Here is a 22,505-nt window from a genome sequence, read left to right on the forward strand (position 1 = left end):
ATATTCACATTTATATATAACATGACTAAGTTTCTTATATTTGTTCATAGTACAAATATAGGCATAGCCTTCAGAACATGACCACCAGCAAAGCAGGTGGTTTTATAAGATGAAATAAAATCCAACTAGTTATTACTAACTAATTGGATTTTCCCTGTGACCGCGGAGGGATTCGAACCCCCAACCCTCAGAGCCGAAATCTGATATTCTATCCAGTTGAACTACGCAGCCATTATGTTTATAATATTTAAGACAATTGCTGTTTTACGATGTTAGAAATAGTCTTACCATCCGCTTTTCCTGCTAATTCTTTGCTAACAATCCCCATAACCTTCCCCATATCTTTCATGCCTTGAGCACCAACATTAGCAATTACTCTTACAACAACTTCTTTAATAGCGTCTTCGCCTAAAGCTTCAGGCAAGAACTGACTTATTACTTCTGCCTCTGCCAATTCTGGAGCAGCTAAATCCTCGCGCCCTTGGTCTAAATAAACCGCAGCACTATCCTTACGTTGTTTTACCTGCTTTTGAAGTATTTTAAGTTCTTGTTCTTCCGTTAACTCTGCCTGAGCTCCACTTTCTGTTTGCGCAAGTAAGATGGCCGATTTCACAGCCCTTAAAGCCGTTAAAGCTGTTTGATCTTTAGCCTTCATGGCTGCTTTTAGCGCCCCCATTATGTCTTGTTGTAAACTCATAATTATACGTTGTAAAGTAGCTGCGAATATAAAAAATAGATTGTTGCTTACATAAAGAATATTGCAAAAAATCCTTATTTAACAAAAAACCCGATAAGCTGAGGGAAACTTATCGGGAATCATAACTAAGTAAGGTCAGTGTATTTTTTAATCGACGTTATCGTGCAAAAAGGAATTATTGCTTCTTAATTGAATATCGTCATTGTCATCAACACCAATACTCGTCCTTGAGATATCAGTTTCAGAGGAATGTTTTGCATCCTCTAAATTAACGCCTTGTCGCTTATAGGCAGGTATCTTTTCAATATCATCAATTTTCGCATTGTTGAATTTATAATTGAAGTCCTTCATCTTTCTTCTGCGCTCTGCAGCGCGCTCTTTAAGCATATCGGATATAGGACTGTTCATTGGATCCACCTCGTCTGTTGGTGCCTCCTCTACCTCTTGTGGTTTCTCTAATTGTTTCTTTTCAAATACGATATCACTAGACTCCAGATCTTCCAAAGTTTTCTTTGCTTTAATCTGTTTTCTGGTAGTAGTAGATTCCAACTCAATATAGTCATCTAAAGCATAACGCACCTCTCCTTGTTCGTTAGATTCTGTAACTGTTATAAGTTCTATATAATCTTTTACGGGAATCTTCTTTATACTATCGTTAATAGCTTTTGATTCACTAACATCTTCTTTCTCGGTATTTTCTTTAGTCGGACTTATTGGCATATCAAAAGTTAAGGTAATTTGTTGTTCTTCTTCAACATCAACTTTTTCTATATTCGACATTCTTGTTACCGGCTTTATTACAAAGTCTTCATCTTCCTGATAATTAGCCTTAACTTCATCATAAACCACATCGATATTTTTAATAACTTCAGATGTAGGTACTATGCTATCATCTTTAGGTATTTTTACAGTAGATTGCTTATTCGAAACATTATTTTCGGGTGTACCAAACTCTAAGTCTTCCGAATCTACATCTAAAGTATGCCTAACAATTGGAGGGTCTTTTTTCTTCTCCAGTTCTATAACCGGTGCAATAATAACCGGATCCTTTTCGGCGGCACTTAGTTCTTTATCTTCAGTAAGCGAATGGATTACTTTCTTTGTTTCTGTGTTAGAAATTTCATCTTGTTGTTCTACATTAAAACCAGTAGCTATAATAGTTACAGCAATGGACTCTTCAAGCGATTCGTCTTCACCAACACCCATAATAATATTAGCGCCGTGTCCTGCTTCATTTTGAATATGATCGTTAATCTCACCTATTTCATCAATGGTTATTTCCTGAGCTCCAGAAACAATAAGCAGTAATACGTTTTTGGCTCCTGTAATTTTGTTATCGTTCAGCAATGGTGAGTCTAACGCCTTACGTATCGCCTCTTGCGCACGATTTTGACCAGACGCCAAGGCAGACCCCATAATAGCAGTACCACTATTGCTTAATACGGTTTTAGCATCACGTAAATCGATGTTTTGTGTATAGTGATGGGTAATAACTTCGGCTATACCACGAGCAGCAGTAGATAGCACTTCATCTGCTTTTGAGAACCCAGCCTTAAAGCCAAGGTTACCATAAACTTCACGAAGCTTATTGTTATTTATTACGATTAAAGAATCGACAACATTGCGTAAGTTTTCAATTCCTTTTTGAGCTTGTTCTAAGCGCATCTTACCTTCAAACTGGAATGGCATGGTTACAATACCTACTGTTAAGATATCTAAATCTTTAGCCATTTTAGCTATAATAGGCGCTGCACCGGTACCAGTACCTCCTCCCATACCTGCGGTAATAAACACCATTTTTGTATTAGTATCTAGCATTTGGGAAATATCCTCAAAACTTTCAACAGCAGATTGCTCTCCTATATCTGGATTTGCACCAGCTCCTAACCCTTCAGTAAGATTAAGTCCTAATTGAATTTTATTAGGAACACCACTATTTTGAAGTGCTTGTGCGTCTGTATTGCAAATATAAAAATCTACTCCTTTTATACCTTGTTGGAACATATGGTTAATGGCATTACTACCACCACCACCAACACCAATAACCTTAATGACATTTGATTGATTCTTGGGCAAATCAAATGTTATGCTTTCGAATTCTTTTTTGCTGCTCATAAATTCTGTTTTACTGGTATTAATACTTTAATTTTTACTTTTCTTTTCAATGGATTTTTTATTCAGCGTTATCAAGAAAATCCTTGACACGTTCGGTTAACTTATCTAAAAAAGAGCGTCGCTCTTTAACGGGTTTCTCAATAATTTCCTCTTCTGGAACTTCATTATCATTAGCTTTAGCTGTCTCGGCTTCAGTTTCTACGCGTTTTCTTTCTTGACGTTTTAATCCGTCTAAAACCAAGCCTACAGCTGTAGCATACAGAGGACTTGTAATGTCTGCATCGCTATCGCCTGCCAAATGTTCGTTAGGATATCCTATTCGGGTATCCATACCGGTAATATATTCTACCAACTGTTTTAAATGCTTTAGCTGTGCCCCACCACCTGTTAAAACAATACCGGCTATTAATTTTTTCTTTTGTTCTTCGTGTCCGTAATTTTTAATCTCGACATATACCTGTTCAACTATTTCAACCACACGTGCATGAATAATCTTTGAAAGGTTTTTTAAGGTTATCTCCTTTGGCTCTCTACCTCTTAACCCAGGTATGGACACAATTTCGTTATCCTTATTTTCTCCGGGCCAAGCAGACCCAAACTTAATTTTAAGCAATTCTGCTTGCTTCTCAATGATGGAGCAACCTTCTTTTATATCTTCGGTAATGACATTACCTCCAAAGGGAATCACTGCCGTATGACGAATGATACCGTCTCTAAATATTGCCAGATCTGTAGTTCCTCCTCCTATATCGATGAGAGCTACACCTGCTTCTTTTTCTTCCTGACTTAAAACAGCATTAGCTGATGCCAACGGTTCTAAGGTAATGCCTTCCAGATTCAGTCCGGCACTTTGTACGCAACGGCCAATATTACGTATAGACGATACCTGTCCTACAACTACATGGAAATTTGCCTCCAAACGGCCGCCATACATCCCTATTGGCTCCTTAATCTCGGCCTGACCATCAACCTTATACTCTTGAGGCAACACATGAATAATCTCTTCACCGGGAAGCATCACCAATTTGTGTACCTGATTGATAAGTCGGTCTATATCATCATCATCTATAACATGCTCAGAGTTTGGTCTAGTAATGTAATCACTATGCTGTAAACTACGAATATGCTGCCCTGCAATACCAACGGTAACTCCTTCTATTTTCATATCGGCAGCGACTTCTGCCTCCTGAACAGCTTGCTGGATAGACTGAATGGTTTGTGTAATATTATTTACGACACCTCGGTGTACTCCTAAACTTTTGGATTTACCAATACCTAAAATTTCTAATTTGCCGTAATCATTTTTACGACCGATCATTGCCACAATTTTTGTGGTTCCTATATCTAATCCAACTGCTATATTATGCTCCATAGATTCATGCTTTGGTACACACTACTTGGTTATCAAATTGCAAATTGACTTTATTGTAATCATCAAGCGTTTTCTCTTTTAAACTTTTTTGATAAAACGCTTTTAGGTTATTTATTTTTTTGTCTAAATTCGTTACATCTCCTAATTGCACTAAAAACTTACATTGTCTAAGTTTTAAATAAATAGTCCTATCTGTACTCTGATGAATCTCAAAAACATTCTTTTCTAAGAAGGCATCATTTCTAATTTTACTTGCGATTTTATAAACGTTTTTTAAGTTATTTTTTTCAACAAAACCTGTTACAAGTGGCACTCTTGCTGAATAATTTGTTGACAATGGCATAAAAAGACCTTCATCATCGATATAGTAAGATGCATTCGTACTTACTCTAGCAATCGGGGTTCTTTGTTCAATATCAGCATTAAGTGTTCCATTAACAGTAACATACACTTCGGCAGTTTTAATCATTGGGTTAGAATTCAGGGCATTCTCCAACTTATTCAAAACTAAAGTTTCTTTGGCAACATTTTTAAGCCCCCCTCGATTTTGTATTAACAATTTACTAACAGTCTCATTCGTTATAAAAAGATTGTTTTCACCAATAAAAGTGACAACAGGTTTAGACACTTTTCTTGCTGCATTTCTATCGGAAGCAAAAGCATACAAAAACACTACTAAAAATAGCAACAAAATCATTTTTATGTATGTCCATTTACTTCGCAACACTGAATTCTTTTTTTATATGTTTAACTTGTTCTCCTATATCTCCGGCCCCAATGGTTAGAACAATTTGCGCTTTACTTTCACGAATTTTATCAAGCAACTCCAGTTTGTCCACCAATTGCTTGTTATTACTGTCAATCTTACCCAACAACCACTCCGATGTCACTCCTTCAATAGGCAATTCCCTAGCTGGGTAAATATCCAGGAGCATGACCTCATCAAACTGCGACAAGCTTTTAGCAAATTCATCAACAAAATCGCGTGTTCTGGTATACAAATGTGGTTGAAAAATTGCCAATACTCTTTTTTCTGGGTACATTTCGCGTACAGCCTGATATACTGCATTTATTTCTTCCGGATGGTGCGCATAATCATCTATAAACACCAGGTTTTCAGTTTTTATATGATAGCTAAAACGCCTTTTAACACCCCTATAAGACGCTAAAGCCTTGGCGAGCCGTTGGTAAGGGCAACCATATTCTACAGCCATCGCCAAAGCTATTAACGCATTTGACAAATTATGTCTACCGGGTAAGTTAAATTCTAAATCTTTAAGTATGGTTTTTGGTGTTTTTACATCAAAAACATAAGCTCCATTCTTTATTTTTATATTTTGGACCGAATAATCGGAGTCATCTTCTATTCCATAGGTAATACCTTGTAATGGCAGTCCATTTTTAATAAACAATTTACCTTTAGGTTTTAGTCTTTTTGAGAAGGCAACAAATGAGTCGTTCAAGGCATCGGCTTCACCATAAACATCCAAATGGTCTGCATCCATAGAAGTAATGCATGCAATATCGGGTGAAAGCGTTAAAAACGAACGATCGAACTCATCAGCCTCAACTACAGAAACCTCAGATCCGTTACTAATTAAATTTGAGTTGTAATTTTCACTGACGCCTCCTAAAAATGCCGTTAATGCAACATCACTCTCATACATTAAATGCCCCAATATACTTGTGGTTGTAGTTTTACCATGGGTACCTGCTATAGCCAAACAAAATGTATTTTGAGTAATTATCCCCAAAACCTGCGAGCGTTTTAAAACAACAAATCCTTGACTATTAAAATATTCAAATTCTTTATGGTCTTTAGGAACTGCCGGTGTATACACTACTAAAGTCGTTTTTTTATCAAGAAACGCATCTCCTATATTCTTAACAGCATCTTGAAAATGCACAGGAATACCCAACTTTTCCAAAGCATCTGTAATATCTGTTTGCGTTTTATCGTAACCTGCAACCTGTTTGTTATTAGCTTTAAAATAGCGTGCCAAGGCACTCATACCAATGCCCCCTATACCAACAAAATAGATATTATGTATACTGTTTAAATCCATTTACTATTTATTCAGAAGCTTTTCCACTTCGTCTGCTATTTGATTCGTAGCATTTATCAATGCCATTTTTTTTATATTGCCCCCCATTTGCTTTTGCATTTCGGAAGATGCTATAAGCTGTGAAAATTGATGTTCGAAATCAACTTCCAAATCTTTTTCCTGAATTAACATTGCCGCATCCTGTTCTACAATGGCCATTGCATTTTTTGTTTGATGATCTTCGGCCACATTAGGAGATGGTATAAATATTACTGGCTTACCTACAATACACAACTCAGACACCGAACTTGCCCCTGCTCGTGAAATGATTATATCAGCTGCCGCATAGGCATAATCCATATTATTTAAAAACGCATACACCTGGACATCCTTGGTATGGTTGTAAATTTTATACTGCTGATAGTACAGCTTACCACACTGCCATATTATTTGGACATTTTTAGTGTCCAAAAAATCTAATTCTTTCTCTATAAGCTCATTAACACGTCTAGCTCCCAAACTACCTCCCAATACGAGCAACGTATATTTTCCATGTTTTAAATTGAAAAAGTTCTTGGCTTCTACGGCCTTAGTATCAATATCCAACAGATCTTGTCTTACTGGATTACCCGTTTTTATAATTTTATCTTTAGGAAAAAAACGCTCCAAACCATCATAAGCCACACATATTTTGTCCACTTTCTTAGCCAATAATTTATTAGTTATTCCAGGAAATGAATTTTGCTCCTGTATTAAGCACGGCACATTATTGGATGCTGCCACTTGTAGCACAGGACCACTGGCAAAACCTCCAGTCCCAATTACCACATCTGGCTTAAAATCTTTAATAATTTTTCGAGCACTCCATAAACTGCTTATTAATTTAAACGGGAACATCATATTTTTTAACGTTAACCGTCGCTGAATTCCTGAAATCCACAAACCCTTGATAGCATATCCTGCCTGGGGTACTTTCTCCATCTCCATACGATCCTTAGCTCCAACAAACAAAAACGTCGCATCCGGGAATCGTTTTTTTAATTCGTTGGCTATGGCGATAGCTGGGTAGATATGCCCCCCTGTTCCACCTCCAGACAATATGATCTTATAACTCTTCATTTCTTTAATTCTTCCCTATAAGAAAAACAGTTTCTTTTAATTTTTTTTCTAAAACCCACAAGGCTAAAAAAACCTTGCAGGTTTTATCATTAGTCACTCACGTTATATCGTTTCCGTTAAAATCTCTAACGGATTATCTTCAAAACTTTCTTTTTCCCGTTCTTTAATCTCTTCCCGTTTTACACTTACGCTCAATACAATTCCAATTGCCAAACAGGTCATCCAAATAGAGGTTCCCCCGCTACTAATTAAAGGCAACGTTTGTCCCGTTACAGGAAACAATTCAACAGCCACTGCCATATTAATAAATGCCTGAAACACAATGGGCAAACCAACACCCAACACCAATAACTTCCCAAAAACCGTATCAGCTTTTTGAGATACAATAACAATTCTAAACAACAACCACATATACAAAATCACCAACACAAAACCGCCTATTAATCCGTACTCTTCAATAATAATGGCAAAAATAAAATCGGACGATGACTGTGGCAAAAAGTTCTTTTGAATACTTTTACCAGGCCCTACTCCTTGAATCCCTCCTGATGCTATGGCTATTTTAGCCTTTTCTATTTGATAATCTGCTTCTGTATCCTCTCCGTTAGAATAATTCTTAATTCTATTCTCCCAAGTAGTCACCTTTACATTTAAAGGCCCTGTAGTGAGTTTTGCTACCATGATAAAAAACACCAAAGCAACTACACCCAAACCAAATATAATTCCAAGATAACGCACAGGGTACCCTCCCAAGAACACCAATACTGCTACCATAGAAAACATAATAGCTGCTGTAGAAAAATTAGATGGCAAAATTAGAGCCAATACCAAAAACACCGGTCCCCATAAAGGCAACACAGATTCATTAAACGTAATCTTCCTATCTTTAATTTTTGACATATACCGAGCGACATATACCATAAGCACTACAAAGGCAAAAGTAGACGTCTGAAAAGACACGCCCACAATCGGAATTCGTATCCACCTACTGGCACTAGCCCCACCCATAACCGTACCTTGCAACATAGTAACTACCAACAGTACCAAAACAAAGGGAATCATTATTAATGACAAGCCCCTAAAGTAACGATAGGGTATTTTATGAACGCCATACATAATTACAAACCCCAAAAAGAGATGCATGAAATGCTTAACGAAAAACACAAAGGTATTCCCATCACCTGTATCGTAAGCCAAATCACTAGCTGCACTATAAACAGGTAAGAATGAAAAAATAGCCAATAACGCTGCTATTGCCCAAATTAACCGATCGCCTTTTATGTTTTTAAATACTGCTTGCACTTTTTGTCAATATATCATTATGTACGTATACTTTATTTTATTTACAAGTTCCTTACTGCTTCCTTAAACTGACGTCCGCGTTCTTCATAGTTTTCGAACAAATCAAAACTTGCGCATGCTGGCGACAACAACACATTATCACCACTCTCTGCTATTTTATAAGCAATCTTTACGGCTTCTGACATATACTGGGTCTCCACAATAACATCAACCATATTACCAAAAGTTTGCATAAGCTTTTCGTTATCCGCACCTAAACAGATAATTGCTTTTACCTTTTCATTTACAAACGAGAATAACTCTTCATAATTGTTTCCTTTATCTTCTCCACCTACAATCCAAACAGTAGGCGCATCCATACTCTCCAGAGCATAGTATGTGGCATTTACATTGGTTGCTTTAGAGTCATTTATATATTGCACTTTATTTATCTTCAAGACATGTTCTAACCTATGCTCAACTGCTTGGAAGTTTTCCAAACTTTCTCGAATGGTTTGTTTTCTTATCTTTAATAAGTGCGCTACAGCCGAGGCTGCCATAGCATTTTTAACATTGTGTTTCCCTTCTAATGTCAGGTTTGTTGTTGGCATAATTATATAATTGTTATCTATTGTTATTTTAATATTTTCTTTTTCTAAACACACACCATTTTCTACAATTTGTGTTAACGAAAATGGTACTAATGTTGATTGAACTGGATGTTTTTTTAACCAATTAACTATTACTTCATCATCTGCATCATAGATTAAAAAATCATCTTTTGTCTGATTTTCGGCAATTCTAAATTTTGACGCGATGTAATTTTCAAATTTGTAATCGTATCGATCTAAATGATCGGGTGTAATATTGGTAATTACCGCTATGCTTGGTTTAAAATCAACGATATCGTCTAATTGAAAACTACTAATCTCCAAAACATAATTTGGAAAATCATCTTCTAAAACCTGCTTAGAAAAACTATGTCCTATGTTACCAGCTAATCCAACTTCAAGCTCTTGTTTTAAAATATGATGCGTTAACGTAGCCGTAGTCGTTTTACCATTGCTCCCCGTAATGCCAATAATTATTGCATCAGTATATTTAGCAGCAAATTCTATTTCGGACACTACCATAATACCTTGTTCTCTAATTTGTTTTAACAAAGGCACTTTATCTGGAATCCCTGGGCTTTTCATAACGATATCTGCACTCAGAATCTTTACTTCAGAATGCATACCTTCCTCCCACTCAATCTCATTATGTATAAGAACGTTCTTATATTTTTCTTTAATCATTCCCTTATCGGACACAAAAACGTCATAGTTTTTTGCCTTCCCCAGAAGCGCTGTTCCAATACCGCTTTCTCCTCCTCCTAATACGACAAGTCGTTCTATTTTAGATTTACGATTCACGATATACGATTTCTCATTGTTTTTATTGAGGAGACAATGATAAACAATAACTCATTTGCTTCTCCATGTAACCTTTTTATCTCAAAATGCTCCTTATTGTCAACTTCTAAAAGCAACTCAAGGAAGTACATACTTTCATCAGCCTCCTCTTCAACAATTTTTAACTTATTTATAAAATCTGCTTCAGATTTCGCTCCTACCGAACTAGAACTTCTAATTAATTGATTACAAAAAGCATTAAATTCTCTTGACACTGGAAACTTAGTACACAGATTCCAGTAATCTGTTGCAAATTTTTCAGTTCTATTTTTTAAAGCTTCCTTCATTTATTAATTCGTAACTCTAACATCGTATATCAAAACTCATATTATCTGATCTTCAATGTGACAATTGATATAATTGCCAACAAGATTCCAACAATCCAAAAACGGGTCGTTATCTTACTTTCATGATATCCTGATTTCTGGAAATGATGATGCAGCGGAGCCATCTTAAAAATGCGACGCCCTTCACCATATTTTCTCTTGGTATATTTAAACCAACTTACCTGCATTACCACCGATAGATTTTCTGCCACAAAAATGCCACACAATACAGGTATTAACCATTCCTTTCTAACCGCTATGGCAATAACCGCAATAATACCTCCTATAGTCAAACTCCCAGTATCACCCATAAACACTTGTGCTGGAAATGTATTGTACCATAAGAACCCTATAAGGGCTCCTGCAAAAGCCGCAATGTAAATAGTGATTTCCTCTACCCGCGGGATATACATAATATTCAAGTAATCTGAAAAAATAATATTACTGGAAACCCATGCAAAAATCCCAAGTGTAAGCACAATAATAGCCGAGGTTCCAGCAGCCAAACCATCAATACCATCAGTAAGATTAGCGCCATTGGAAACGGCTGTCACAATAAGAATAGTAACCAAAATAAAGATGATCCAAGCATACTTACCTAAACTAGGGTGTATCCATGTAATAATATCGGAGTAATCAAATTCATTTCCTTTTACAAAAGGGATGGTTGTTTTTGTGGAATGTATTTCGGAGCCAAACAACTTTGAAGGCGCAGCGTTTGCATCGGCCTTTAATATTTGTTGCTGCTCTACTAATGGCAATTTTTCCTTTATAGTTACGTCTGAATGAAAAAACAAGGTCGCACCAACAATAACTCCCAAGCCTACTTGCCCAAGTATTTTAAAGCGTCCTTTTAGACCTTCTTTATCGTTTTTAAACTTCTTAATATAATCATCAATAAACCCTATCGTCCCCATCCAAAGGGTTGTAACTATTAAAAGTATAATGTATACATTCTCCAACTTAGCTAACAAAAGCACTGGAATTAAAGTAGCAAGGATAATGATAATCCCACCCATAGTAGGTGTACCAGCTTTTTCTACCTGACCTTTTAATCCAAGATCCCTAATAGTCTCACCTACCTGTTGTTTTTGTAAAAAACGAATGATGCGTTTTCCGTAAATGGTTGAAATAAGCAAAGATAAAATCATTGCAAAAGCTGCCCTAAAGGTTAAAAAACCGAAAAGGGAAGCCCCTGGTAACTGAAATTGTTTTTCTAAATACTCGAACAAGTAATACAACATTGGCTTTAAACTACTTTTCTAATTGTTTTAAAAATTCCTGAACGATCTTGTAATCATCAAAATCAACGCGTTCTCCTTTTATCTCCTGATAGGTCTCATGCCCTTTACCCGCTATAAGGATGATGTCGTTTGGCTGTGCCATTTGACAGGCCACCTTAATCGCTTGCCTCCTATCTGCAACAGTTAAAATCTTTTTAAAATTTTGGGGCTCAACGCCAGCCTCAACCTCTTTTAAAATAACTTCAGGCTCTTCGCTTCTAGGGTTATCGCTTGTAAACACAACTTTGGTGCTTAATGCCGAAGCTATATGTCCCATTTTTGGTCTTTTTGTCTTATCCCTATCACCACCACAACCAACAACGGTTATTAAATCCTCATTTTTGGTACGTATACTATTAATGGTCTCCAATACATTTTTAAGCGCATCGGGTGTGTGCGCATAATCCACAATAGCCGTTATCTTTTCATCTGAAATAAAATATTGAAAACGGCCACTTACACTTTCCAGCAAGCTCAACAGACGAAGTATTTCTTCCTTTTCAAGCCCCAACAGTTCTGCTGTTGCATAAATAGCTAATACATTGTAGGCATTGAAACTCCCGATAAGTCTAGTCCAAACTTCGCTATCATTGATTTTTAACAACAGCCCGCTAAATTGATTTTCTAGTATTTGCGCCCTAAAATCGGCATAGTTCTTTAATGCATAGGTAAATTTCTTGGCCTTGGTATTTTGAAGCATCACCAAACCGTTTTTATCGTCTACATTAACCAATGCAAACGCTTTTTTTGGCAACGCATCAAAAAACGATTTTTTCACATCCCTATATTCCGCAAAAGTGTTATGGTAATCTAAGTGATCATGGGACAAATTGGTAAATATACCTCCTTCAAAACATAAGCCTTCTGTCCTGCTTTGATGTATCCCATGGGAACTCACCTCCATAAAACAAAATTCAACCCCGGCATCGTTCATCTCCTTTAAGTACTTATTAATCGTTAATGAATCGGGCGTTGTATGTGTTGCTTTATACGCCGTATCATTCACCATTATTTTAACCGTAGACAACAAACCTACTTTAAAACCCGCTTCTTTAAATAACTGATACAACAAACTGGCAATGGTTGTTTTTCCATTGGTTCCAGTTACTCCCACAAGTTTTAAGTTTTCAGATGGTGTTCCATAAAAATTAGAAGCTATAATTGCCAAAGCTTTATTTGTATCCTCAACCTCAACATATGTTACACCTTCAATCATTTTCTCTGGTATAACTTCACAAATTACAACACTAGCCCCTTGGTTAATCGCCGATTCTATAAAATCATGTCCATCGGCCACATACCCACGAATGGCAACAAACATACTATTGGCAGTGATATTACGAGAATCAAAATCAATTGTATCAATTTCAACTCCCGTGCTACCTACCACCACATTTATAGGGACTCTATATAATATGTCTTTTAACACCATCATGATGCCTTTAATACGACTAACTGATTAAACTTTAACTTTGTATCCTTATCTATTGATTGCTTCTTAACCACACCAGCCCCATCTAACTTTACTTTAACCTTAACATCCATGTTTTCTAAAAGTGCTAATGCATCCATAGCAGGCATACCTACAACATTGGGCATAATAGTTTTATACATATTAGCCGTCTGATAAAAATTATCATGCTCTTTTTCTGTTAAGGCATTTTTAACCTCTAGCGACTGCACCTCATCTATTATAGGTGTATCTGTAAATATTTTTTGCGCAATTCTTTTAAACACAGGCCCAGAAACATCTGCTCCGTAATATCCTTTTTTAATACTTGGCTTATGAATAACTACAATACAAGAATACTTAGGGTCTTCAGCTGGGAAATACCCCGCAAAGGACGACACATATCTTTTGTTTTCCTTCCAATCCTCCATCCAGTACTCTGTTTGAGCCGTTCCTGTCTTTCCTGCCATTGAAAAGTCCGGAGAATACAATCTCGAACCCGTCCCCCTTTCCACTACGTTCTTAAGTATCTCTTTTATTTCGCTTAGCGTTTTATCAGAACAGATCTTCCCATTAATAATTTCCTTATCAAAAACCTCTATTTCTTTATCAAACTCCTTTACTGCTTTTATAAACCTAGGCTTAACCATCTCTCCATTATTAGCGATCGCATTATAAAAAGTAAGTGTCTGCAACGGTGTTAAACTCAAATTATAACCATAGGCCATGGATGGCAATGCATTTTTACTCCACTTTTTATCCCCAGGCTCTGGAACATCTGGCTCTCCCTCTCCCATAATTGAAACTCCCAAGGACTTATGCAGATTCCAACTTTTTATACGTTTTATAAATTTTTCCGGTTCTTTAGAATAATTTTCATCAATTATAGTTGCCAATCCAATGTTTGATGATACTTCTAAAGCTCTGGCTACTGAGATCTTACCATATCCTCCATGATGAGAATCGAAAATATTTCTTCCATAAAAGCGTTTCACCCCTTTTTTGGTATCAACAACAGCAGCAGTATCTACAACCTTATCTTCCAAAGCAGCCATAAGTGCCATTACCTTAAATGTAGACCCTGGCTCATGAGATTCCCATACTGCATAATTTCGTTTTTCATAATAATTACCCTGACTTGTTTTAGCCAAATTAGATATTGCCTTAACCTCTCCTGTTTTTACATCCATCACAACAACACAACCATGTTCAGCTTCATAAAACTGCAATTGGCCAAGTAAAGAGTGATGTGCAATATCCTGGATATTAACATTAATAGTAGTATAAACATCATAGCCATCCTTAGGCTCCACTTGATTAAAATCAGTGATTGGCTTCCACTCCCCTTTTCCTATTTTTTGCTTCCAACGCCTACCGTCTGTCCCCCTTAAATATTTAACCCCAAAAGCCCCATCAATACCAGCTCTTGTTACATGTCCATCTTCATCAAAGCGTTCATAACCAATAGAACGCTGAGCTATTTCCCCCATAGGAAACTCTCTTTTTGTTTGCTGATTAACAATTAAACCTCCTTTATTAGCTCCCAATTTTAGTAACGGAAAACTTCGAAAACGCAAATAATCGGTGTAATTTATATCCCTAACCAACAAATAGTATTGGTTTCCATTTGCGCGCGCTTTTCGTATTGCTTTTTGATAATATGCAGAGGGCTTCCCCAAGTAATTAGCAAGTGAATCACACAAAGACTTAATGTTTGCCTCAAAAATCTTAGTTGAAGAGGTCACCGCATCAATGGCAATATTGTATTTAGGTACTGAGGTTGCCAACAAACTACCATCATCGGCATACACATTACCTCTATTCGCTGGAATAACCACATTTTTAACAGCCCGTTTTTCTGCTAACGCCCTGTACTTGTCACCTTGCACTAATTGAATACTCAACAACTTAAACACAACAGCAACACCAAAGACAAACATGCATCCTGCTACGAAATACGATCTATTCAATATGCCTTTCTCGTGTACTGCCAAGTTCTTAATTTTGTGATTTAACCATTATTTTTTTTGGCGGAACTACCGAAGGCTCCAATCCCTTATCTTTCATCTCTACAATAATATTAGACTCCATCTTAAGACGCATAAATTTTGAGCGTCCATCCACAAAAGCCGATCGCATTTCCTTCACCTCATTATTGAGTCGCGCTATCTCATATACTTTTTTATCAACACTATGCGAACTGGCGATCATAACCAATGCCAAAACAGAAATAAAAATGATGAAACGCCAATTTTTAAACGCATCATCACTAACCAAAAAAGTACCTTTTAATATGTTATATATATTTCTTTTTATCGCCATATTATCAATTATATCTTTTCAGCCACCCTAAGTTTAGCACTTCTAGCTCGGCCATTAATCGCTATTTCTTCTTTAGACGGCACAATTAAACCATTCACCTTTTTTAGTGGCACCTCAAAATTCCCAAAGACGTCACGTTCCGGCTCACCTTCAAACATGCCATTCCTAATAAAGCGCTTCACCAACCTATCTTCGAGCGAGTGGTACGAAATAACACTTAGTCGTCCACCTACTTTTAACACTTCTGGTGTTTGCTCCAAAAACTCCTTCAAAACTTGAATTTCCTGATTCACCTCAATACGAATTGCTTGGTAAATTTGCGCCAATACTTTATTTTCATGTCGAGGCGGCAAAAACTTCTTCAACACCGTTTTTAATTGCTCACTGGTCACAATCGGTTCTTGCTCACGATGCGCGACAATTACCCTAGCCATTGCCGACGCAGCCCTTAACTCTCCATATTGCAAAAACACCTGCTTTAACCTTTCTTCCTCATACTCATTCACCACATGAAAAGCCGACAACTCATTTTGCTGGTTCATCCGCATATCCAAGTTCGCCTCAAACCGTGTTGAAAAGCCACGTTCTGCCACATCAAATTGATGCGACGACACACCAAAATCAGCTAAAATCCCATCAACTTCCCTCACCCCATAAAACTTCAAAAAACGCTTTATATATCTGAAATTCTCATTAATCAGCACAAACCGACTATCATCAATGGCATTTTTTAAAGCATCTTGATCTTGATCAAAAGCAAACAACCGCCCTTCTTCCCCCAAGCGACTCAATATCTCCCTACTATGTCCGCCACCCCCAAAAGTCACATCCACGTACGTCCCATTTGGCTTTACTGCCAAACCATCTACAGTTTCCTTTAATAATACCGGGTTATGATATTCCATAATCTTCATCATCTTGTCCCATTACTTCTTCTGCCAATTCCGCAAAGTCATCAGCCGCATCATCAATAGCTTGTTCATATAAGTCCTTATCCCATATCTCAACAATGTTAATTGCCGAAGCAACCACTATGTTTTTAGAAATATTTGCGAAGACAGTTAAATCTTTAGGTATCAACAAACGTCCATTAACATCAACCTCAACCATTTTAACTCCTGCTGTAAAACGACGGATAAAATCGTTATTCTTTTTCTTAAACTTATTTAACTTGTTTATTTTTTGCATTAGCACCTGCCATTCCGCCATAGGATACAACTCCAAACACTTTTGAAAGACCGAACGGCGCAACACAAAACCCTCCTCCAACACTGGGGACAATTGCTTTTTAAGCGCAACGGGCATCATAAGTCTGCCTTTTGCGTCTACCTTACACTCGTATGTTCCTATTAATGAATCCAATGCGATTGGTTAAAGCTATTGCGTTAGTTTTTCAAATATATTGAAAATTTTACCACATTTTACCACTTTATACCACTTTGTTGATAATTTTTCGACTAAATACCCATTCACCTCGTTTTCTACCCCTTACAAACACTACACCCTCTAATTATCAATAGGTTAAACACGACACTTTAAAAGGAAGGACTTATTAACATTATTTTTTTAGCAATTATTTTTACAGATCTAATTAAAGTACTTGAAATATCAATGAAATAACTATATTTGTTTTTAATGCAATGATCAACTTATTAATGACAGACAGACTAAAAAAAGAAGGAAATTATAGTTATGTAGAAGCTGGAGAAGGCACACCAATTATAGTACTACATGGTCTTATGGGTGGATTGAGTAATTTTGATTCTGTTTTAAATTTTTTCAGCGCTAAAGGGTATAAAATCATCATTCCAGAGTTACCTATCTACTCTATGTCACTGCTTAAAACCAATGTAAAAAGTTTCGCAAAATATTTATACGATTTTATTGAATTTAAAGGTTACAAAGATGTTATTTTACTAGGCAATTCACTAGGAGGACATATAGGTTTATACCACACCAAACTTTTTCCTGAAAAAGTAAAAGCCTTGATTATAACTGGCAGCTCTGGTCTTTATGAAAGTGCTATGGGAGGCGGTTACACCAAGCGCAGTGATTATGATGTTATCAAAAAAAAGGCTCAAGAAGTATTCTACGATCCAGCAATAGCTACCAAGGAAATTGTTGACGAAGTTTACACAACTGTTAATGATAGAAACAAGCTTATAAAAACCCTTGCTATAGCAAAAAGCGCTATACGACATAATATGGCCAAGGACTTACCCAACATGCATTTACCAACATGCATTATATGGGGAAAAAATGACACCGTAACACCGCCAGAAGTCGCTGAAGAATTTAACAGTCTATTACCCAATTCGGATTTATACTGGATTGATAAATGCGGGCATGCAGCCATGATGGAACACCCTGAAACATTCAACGCGCTTATGGATGCGTGGTTAAAAGAAAAAAGATTATAATTTCAACAAAAGTTCCAATACATGCATATTAAATCTGCCGAATTTGTAATGAGCAATTCCGATGTGGCCAAATGCCCTAAAGCCCCCCTACCGGAATACGCCTTTATTGGCCGTAGTAATGTTGGCAAATCATCACTCATTAACATGTTAACCAACAAAAAGAGCTTAGCAAAAACATCGGGTAGACCAGGAAAAACACAACTTATCAATCATTTTTTAATTAATAAGAACTGGTACTTGGTAGACCTGCCTGGTTATGGTTACGCCCGGGTTTCCAAAAGCTCCAAAAAAACCTTTCAAAAATTTATTACGCAATATTTTAGTTTTCGGCAGCAACTGGTTACAGCTTTTGTATTAGTTGACATTAGACATACACCTCAACCCATTGATCTTGAATTCATGCAATGGCTTGGCGAAAACGGCATTCCTTTTAGCATCATATTCACTAAAGCCGACAAACTAAAACCCAATGCAATTGAAAACCATATAGAAGTGTACAAAAACATCCTTTTAGAGACTTGGGAAGAAATGCCTAATCATTTTGTTACATCCTCATCAAAAAACATAGGGAAAGACGAAGTATTGAAATATATTGATGAATTGAATGAGAATATGGAATTAAGCCAAAACTAGAATTAGAGACTGTTTTAAAAACAGAACTTATATTCTTTTTGTATATTTATGTTGCGCTTAAATCTATTAAACCGTGTTCGATGAAAATAAAACACCTTCTCTTATCTTGTATCTTATATGCAAACATTAGTTTCTCCCAAGCGAATCGAACAGAAACCTATACTCAAGTTGTAAACCTCAACCCTGAAAGTAAAAATGGTTTTTTAGGAACCGTAACTATGGTATATGCCTTTGGAAACTGTTATGGCGACGCTATAATGGCTTTTGGTTATAAAGACTTGAATATAACAAAGGTAAAATACAATGGAAAAACGTATACTCCGAACGATTTAGGCATCTCAGACTTTAACAAATATAAAATGTCTCTTACAAGAGTAGATGCCGATTTTCGATTTAACTATGCGCCTGTTACCTCCAAAGTACTCTCTTATGTTTTAGACAAATATGATTTAGGCTGTTTTGGGGAAACTGTTACAATTGCTTCAAAAAATACTGAATACAACAAAAATTTGGATAAGTTTTCTGTGTCTTTCAAAAATGCTGAATATGGCATGAGTATGCTTTTATCATCAAAAATAGAAGCTTTTGAAAAAAAGAAACTAGATGCAAAAAAATACACCAACTTAATGTTTAATGCTGGAAACACTGAAAATCTTGAAGACAAACTACAAATTCTAAAAAAAGCATTAAAACTTGCCCCTAATACAAGAGAAAAAACAATTACTGAAATCTCTATAAAAAATTTAAAAGAAAAAATATCTAAAAAAGAAAAAGAAGCAGAAGATAAAATTAAAAAAGAAAATCAATCTAGCTCCAAAGGCATTGTATTAACAAGCACTAGCACCAAAAAAAGCACATCTAAAGTATCGGCTGTAACCTCAAACTCTAAAGCTAAAACATCATACAACTACTCACCTTCGGCCTCATATAACGTATCTAATATTATGTCTCGAAATAATGCGCTTTACCAGCAAAGTTTTTCTCAAATTGATCAAGCAGCAGACCAACTCAAATCATTATTTAGCACAATGATAGACAGAAAGCAAAAACAGCGTGAAGCCAGAGAACGTGCTATAGCTTTAAGAGAGCAAAGAATTGAAAATGAAAAAAAACGCGAACAAGACTTTTACAGGCAAGCAGACCGCTACATAAAAGAAGTGCAAGATATTGTTAACAAACGAAAAGAATTCTTCATTAAAAAACAAAACAAAAGCACCTACAACTTAGATGGCTCATCCTTTGAACCTATATATATTATTTATGCCTATACAAAAAAAGGCTATGACCGCTATTACGACTATGCCAAATACCCTGAAATGGATATTAAACTTAATATGGAACAGGCCACGGTTTATTTTTCGCCAGTAATGGCAGTTTTTCCTTTTTCAAATGGCACTTACCCCTATTTTGAAGATATAAAACAAAACATAATAAACAACCATATTACACTTGACCAATCTAAATATGAAATTACGTTTTTAAACGCTGAAACCACAGTAGATAAAATGGTAAATAGTTTAACACAACATATGAGCAATGTTGTATATAATCATAAATTTTCGTCTGCAATACCATCAAACAATAACAACATTATCTTTTTAAATGACAAAATTGTAGATTCAAACCATACAGATTATTGGACTGGCGAAGTAGCTGAACGAAAAGAGACAAAAAAAATTGATTATTTTAACACAAAAGAAACTACTAAAAAATCTAAGGTAGACTATTTTAAATCTGAAGAATCAAAACCCAAAAAGAAAATAGATTATTGGGGTAATACTACTAAAAAAACTGACTCAACCAAAACCAAAAAAGACCCTTGGACTAAAACAGATAATTAAAATGAATTTTAAAACGATACTCTTTATCGCAGCTATTACAATTAGCACTTCTGCCAGCGCACAAAACCTAACGCTTGCAAAAGCTTTTTTTAAAAAAGCCCAGCAAGAATACAGCAAAAAAAATTACACACAAGTATTTACATTACTGGACAAAGCTAAAGAACAGTTGGGTGGCGACACCAATGCCCAAATTATCTATTTAGAAGCCAAAGCGCATTACAATAGTGATATTAATGTTAACAAAGCAAAAAAATTACTTAATCAGTTTTTAGAGGAAGCAGAACCTAATGATAGCAGAATAGATGAAATATCATCTATAATTGTAGATATAGAAGTAAGCGATAAAATTGACAAATATGGTAACTTTAAAGACATAACAGGTAGAAGTGGCGTAAAGACATCGTATTACGATTCTGGAGAAAAAGAATGGGTGCAAGAGTATAAAAATGGTAAAAAAGAGGGGTTTATTAAACGCTATAACAAAAAAGGAGTGCTAATTCAATCGGGGACACAGAAAAACGGATATGTTAACGGATTTTATGAATGGTTTGATGCTAAAGGGAAATTACATCAAACAAATTATTATGATCAATACGGAAAAAAAACAAAAGAACAAAAACATTATAATACAACAACAGGAGAGCTCTACATGATTTACATTTATGTTAATGGTAAAAAAAATGGTCACTATAAGTACTTTTTTAGAGGAATATTATCTACCGAAGGGAATTTTGAAAATGATAAGAAAAAAGGAAAGTGGATTAATTATTATACTAATGGAAAAGTAAGTTCTACATACACTTATAATAATACGCCTAGTTATGATACTAAGATAGCAAGTTATCTTGAAGGGGTAAAAACAAGTTATTACGAAAATGGCACTAAATTATCTGAGGAAAATTATGTAAAAGGCAAAAAACAAGGACCTCAAAAATATTATTATGAGAACGGAAATTTAAACCATTGGGAATATCTAAATGCAGATGGCAAACTTAACGGAGAGCGTGCTTATTATTTCAAATCAAACGGAAAAAGACATATTAATATAACCTATGAAAATGGCAAAGCCATGGAACTATTAGAACAGGTAGATATTAATGGCAATAAAATAAAAATTAGCAAGCTAAAAAAAGGCAATGGTTATATTAAAAGAGCAAATGCTGCTGGAGTTATTATTTATGAAGCTAATATTGTAGATGGCTATGAAGAAGGCATTGTGAAATCTTTTTATGATAGTGGCAAACTACATAGGATTGAACATTACAAGGCTGGTAAACCTATTGGAATAAACAAAACCTATTTTGAAGATGGAAGCATAAAGTCCACATGGGATAACGATAAAAAAAGAGGCAAATTTAATTATGTGACTCATCAAACTGACGCACTATTCAAACTAATTAAAGATAATAAAACTATAGATGACATTATTGCCTATTGCAAATCGAAAAACCCTATTGGTAAGGATTTTTATTTATCAGAAGACGCCATTAATCGTCTAGGATACTATTACTTAACAGATAAAAAAAATACTGAAGACGCTTTAAAAATTTTCAAACTCAATATAGAATTTCACCCTAACGCATGGAACACATATGATAGCTACGGTGAATGCTTAGCAAAAGCAAATAGAATAGATGAAGCCACACAAGCTTTTAAAAAATCTTTAGAGTTAAACCCAAAAAATGAAAATGCTATAAAATTTTTAAAAAACCCTAAGACTTTTTTTTCAAAAATAAAATCCAACACCAATAAAATTAATGGTGAAAACTTCTTGAAAGAAAACAAAACAAAAAAAGGTGTGCAAACCACGGTTTCAGGACTACAGTATATTATTTTAAAACAAGGTGAAGGAAAAAAACCTGAGTCTGCTGATGTTAGAGTAAAAGTACATTATCATGGAACCACTATTTCAGGAGATATTATAGATAGCTCTATTAAAAGTGGCAAACCAACAGAACTAAACATAAAAGATCTTATAAAAGGGTGGACAGAAGGCATACAATTAATGAATGTTGGTTCTAAATACAAATTTTTTATCCCACATCAACTAGCTTACGGAAATAGCAAAATGGGAATAGTAGAACCCTTTTCGGTTTTAATTTATGAGATTGAATTATTAGAAATTTCAGAAAACTAACTCAAAGTCTCAC

The 22,505-nt window shown here is 35.6% G+C and carries 19 protein-coding genes and 1 tRNA gene; 4 read left to right on the plus strand and 16 right to left on the minus strand.

Annotated features, from left to right (window positions below; all coding sequences use genetic code 11):
* Positions 1–157: 157 nt before the first annotated feature.
* The 16 genes from JF259_RS00005 to mraZ all read right to left on the minus strand — a co-directional run bounded on the left by JF259_RS00005 (position 158) and on the right by mraZ (position 16,823).
* Positions 158–231 (minus strand) — tRNA-Arg (locus tag JF259_RS00005).
* 16 nt (positions 232–247) lie between these two features.
* Positions 248–697, minus strand: a complete 450-nt coding sequence (locus JF259_RS00010) for a GatB/YqeY domain-containing protein (RefSeq protein WP_199111805.1) — start codon at positions 695–697, stop codon at positions 248–250.
* Between the two features lie 147 nt (positions 698–844).
* A complete protein-coding gene (ftsZ, locus tag JF259_RS00015) occupies positions 845–2,812 on the minus strand; it encodes a cell division protein FtsZ (protein WP_199111807.1) in 1,968 nt (655 codons plus the stop codon).
* A 58-nt stretch (positions 2,813–2,870) separates the two neighbouring features.
* The gene (ftsA, locus tag JF259_RS00020) at positions 2,871–4,184 is read right to left on the minus strand and encodes a cell division protein FtsA (protein WP_199111809.1); all 1,314 of its coding nucleotides are present in this window, start codon (positions 4,182–4,184) and stop codon (positions 2,871–2,873) included.
* A gap of 4 nt (positions 4,185–4,188) precedes the next feature.
* Positions 4,189–4,857 carry a cell division protein FtsQ/DivIB gene (locus JF259_RS00025; RefSeq protein ID WP_317192050.1) on the minus strand — a complete coding sequence of 223 codons (669 nt, stop codon included), beginning with the start codon at positions 4,855–4,857 and terminating at the stop codon, positions 4,189–4,191.
* 40 nt (positions 4,858–4,897) lie between these two features.
* Entirely contained in the window at positions 4,898–6,250 is a 1,353-nt protein-coding gene (gene murC, locus JF259_RS00030) for a UDP-N-acetylmuramate--L-alanine ligase (protein WP_199111811.1), read from the minus strand.
* A 3-nt stretch (positions 6,251–6,253) separates the two neighbouring features.
* A complete protein-coding gene (gene murG / locus JF259_RS00035) occupies positions 6,254–7,348 on the minus strand; it encodes an undecaprenyldiphospho-muramoylpentapeptide beta-N-acetylglucosaminyltransferase (protein WP_199111813.1) in 1,095 nt (364 codons plus the stop codon).
* 102 nt (positions 7,349–7,450) lie between these two features.
* Positions 7,451–8,650: an FtsW/RodA/SpoVE family cell cycle protein gene (locus JF259_RS00040; RefSeq protein ID WP_199111815.1), complete on the minus strand. Its 1,200-nt coding sequence runs from the start codon at positions 8,648–8,650 to the stop codon at positions 7,451–7,453.
* 41 nt (positions 8,651–8,691) lie between these two features.
* The gene (murD, locus tag JF259_RS00045; RefSeq protein ID WP_199112603.1) at positions 8,692–10,023 is read right to left on the minus strand and encodes a UDP-N-acetylmuramoyl-L-alanine--D-glutamate ligase; all 1,332 of its coding nucleotides are present in this window, start codon (positions 10,021–10,023) and stop codon (positions 8,692–8,694) included.
* A 14-nt stretch (positions 10,024–10,037) separates the two neighbouring features.
* Entirely contained in the window at positions 10,038–10,367 is a 330-nt protein-coding gene (locus tag JF259_RS00050; RefSeq protein WP_199111817.1) for a four helix bundle protein, read from the minus strand.
* A gap of 41 nt (positions 10,368–10,408) precedes the next feature.
* Positions 10,409–11,650, minus strand: a complete 1,242-nt coding sequence (gene mraY / locus JF259_RS00055) for a phospho-N-acetylmuramoyl-pentapeptide-transferase (protein WP_199111819.1) — start codon at positions 11,648–11,650, stop codon at positions 10,409–10,411.
* 10 nt (positions 11,651–11,660) lie between these two features.
* Positions 11,661–13,124 (minus strand): UDP-N-acetylmuramoyl-L-alanyl-D-glutamate--2,6-diaminopimelate ligase, encoded by a 1,464-nt coding sequence (locus tag JF259_RS00060; RefSeq protein WP_199111821.1) that lies wholly within the window; start codon positions 13,122–13,124, stop codon positions 11,661–11,663.
* Positions 13,121–15,079, minus strand: a complete 1,959-nt coding sequence (locus JF259_RS00065) for a penicillin-binding protein (protein ID WP_199112605.1) — start codon at positions 15,077–15,079, stop codon at positions 13,121–13,123. The genes JF259_RS00060 and JF259_RS00065 overlap by 4 nt, the downstream gene beginning before the upstream one ends.
* Positions 15,080–15,137: 58 nt before the next feature.
* Entirely contained in the window at positions 15,138–15,455 is a 318-nt protein-coding gene (locus tag JF259_RS00070; RefSeq protein WP_199112607.1) for an FtsL-like putative cell division protein, read from the minus strand.
* Between the two features lie 14 nt (positions 15,456–15,469).
* On the minus strand, positions 15,470–16,366 hold the full coding sequence (rsmH, locus tag JF259_RS00075) for a 16S rRNA (cytosine(1402)-N(4))-methyltransferase RsmH (protein WP_199111823.1): 897 nt from the start codon (positions 16,364–16,366) through the stop codon (positions 15,470–15,472).
* On the minus strand, positions 16,353–16,823 hold the full coding sequence (gene mraZ, locus JF259_RS00080; RefSeq protein ID WP_199111825.1) for a division/cell wall cluster transcriptional repressor MraZ: 471 nt from the start codon (positions 16,821–16,823) through the stop codon (positions 16,353–16,355). Before mraZ ends, rsmH begins: the two co-directional genes overlap by 14 nt.
* A 293-nt stretch (positions 16,824–17,116) precedes the next feature.
* Here mraZ and JF259_RS00085 point away from each other — a divergent pair, with 293 nt between their 5' ends.
* The 4 genes from JF259_RS00085 to JF259_RS00100 all read left to right on the plus strand — a co-directional run bounded on the left by JF259_RS00085 (position 17,117) and on the right by JF259_RS00100 (position 22,492).
* Positions 17,117–17,881, plus strand: a complete 765-nt coding sequence (locus JF259_RS00085; RefSeq protein WP_199111827.1) for an alpha/beta fold hydrolase — start codon at positions 17,117–17,119, stop codon at positions 17,879–17,881.
* A gap of 21 nt (positions 17,882–17,902) precedes the next feature.
* Complete coding sequence (yihA, locus tag JF259_RS00090; RefSeq protein ID WP_199111829.1) at positions 17,903–18,514, plus strand: ribosome biogenesis GTP-binding protein YihA/YsxC; 612 nt, start codon at positions 17,903–17,905, stop codon at positions 18,512–18,514.
* Between the two features lie 80 nt (positions 18,515–18,594).
* Entirely contained in the window at positions 18,595–20,355 is a 1,761-nt protein-coding gene (locus JF259_RS00095) for a hypothetical protein (protein ID WP_199111831.1), read from the plus strand.
* Position 20,356: 1 nt separating this feature from the next.
* Positions 20,357–22,492: an FKBP-type peptidyl-prolyl cis-trans isomerase gene (locus JF259_RS00100; RefSeq protein ID WP_199111833.1), complete on the plus strand. Its 2,136-nt coding sequence runs from the start codon at positions 20,357–20,359 to the stop codon at positions 22,490–22,492.
* Positions 22,493–22,505 lie beyond the last annotated feature (13 nt).

This window comes from Snuella sedimenti (assembly GCF_016428595.1).
GTDB classification, from domain to species: Bacteria; Bacteroidota; Bacteroidia; order Flavobacteriales; family Flavobacteriaceae; genus Snuella; species Snuella sedimenti.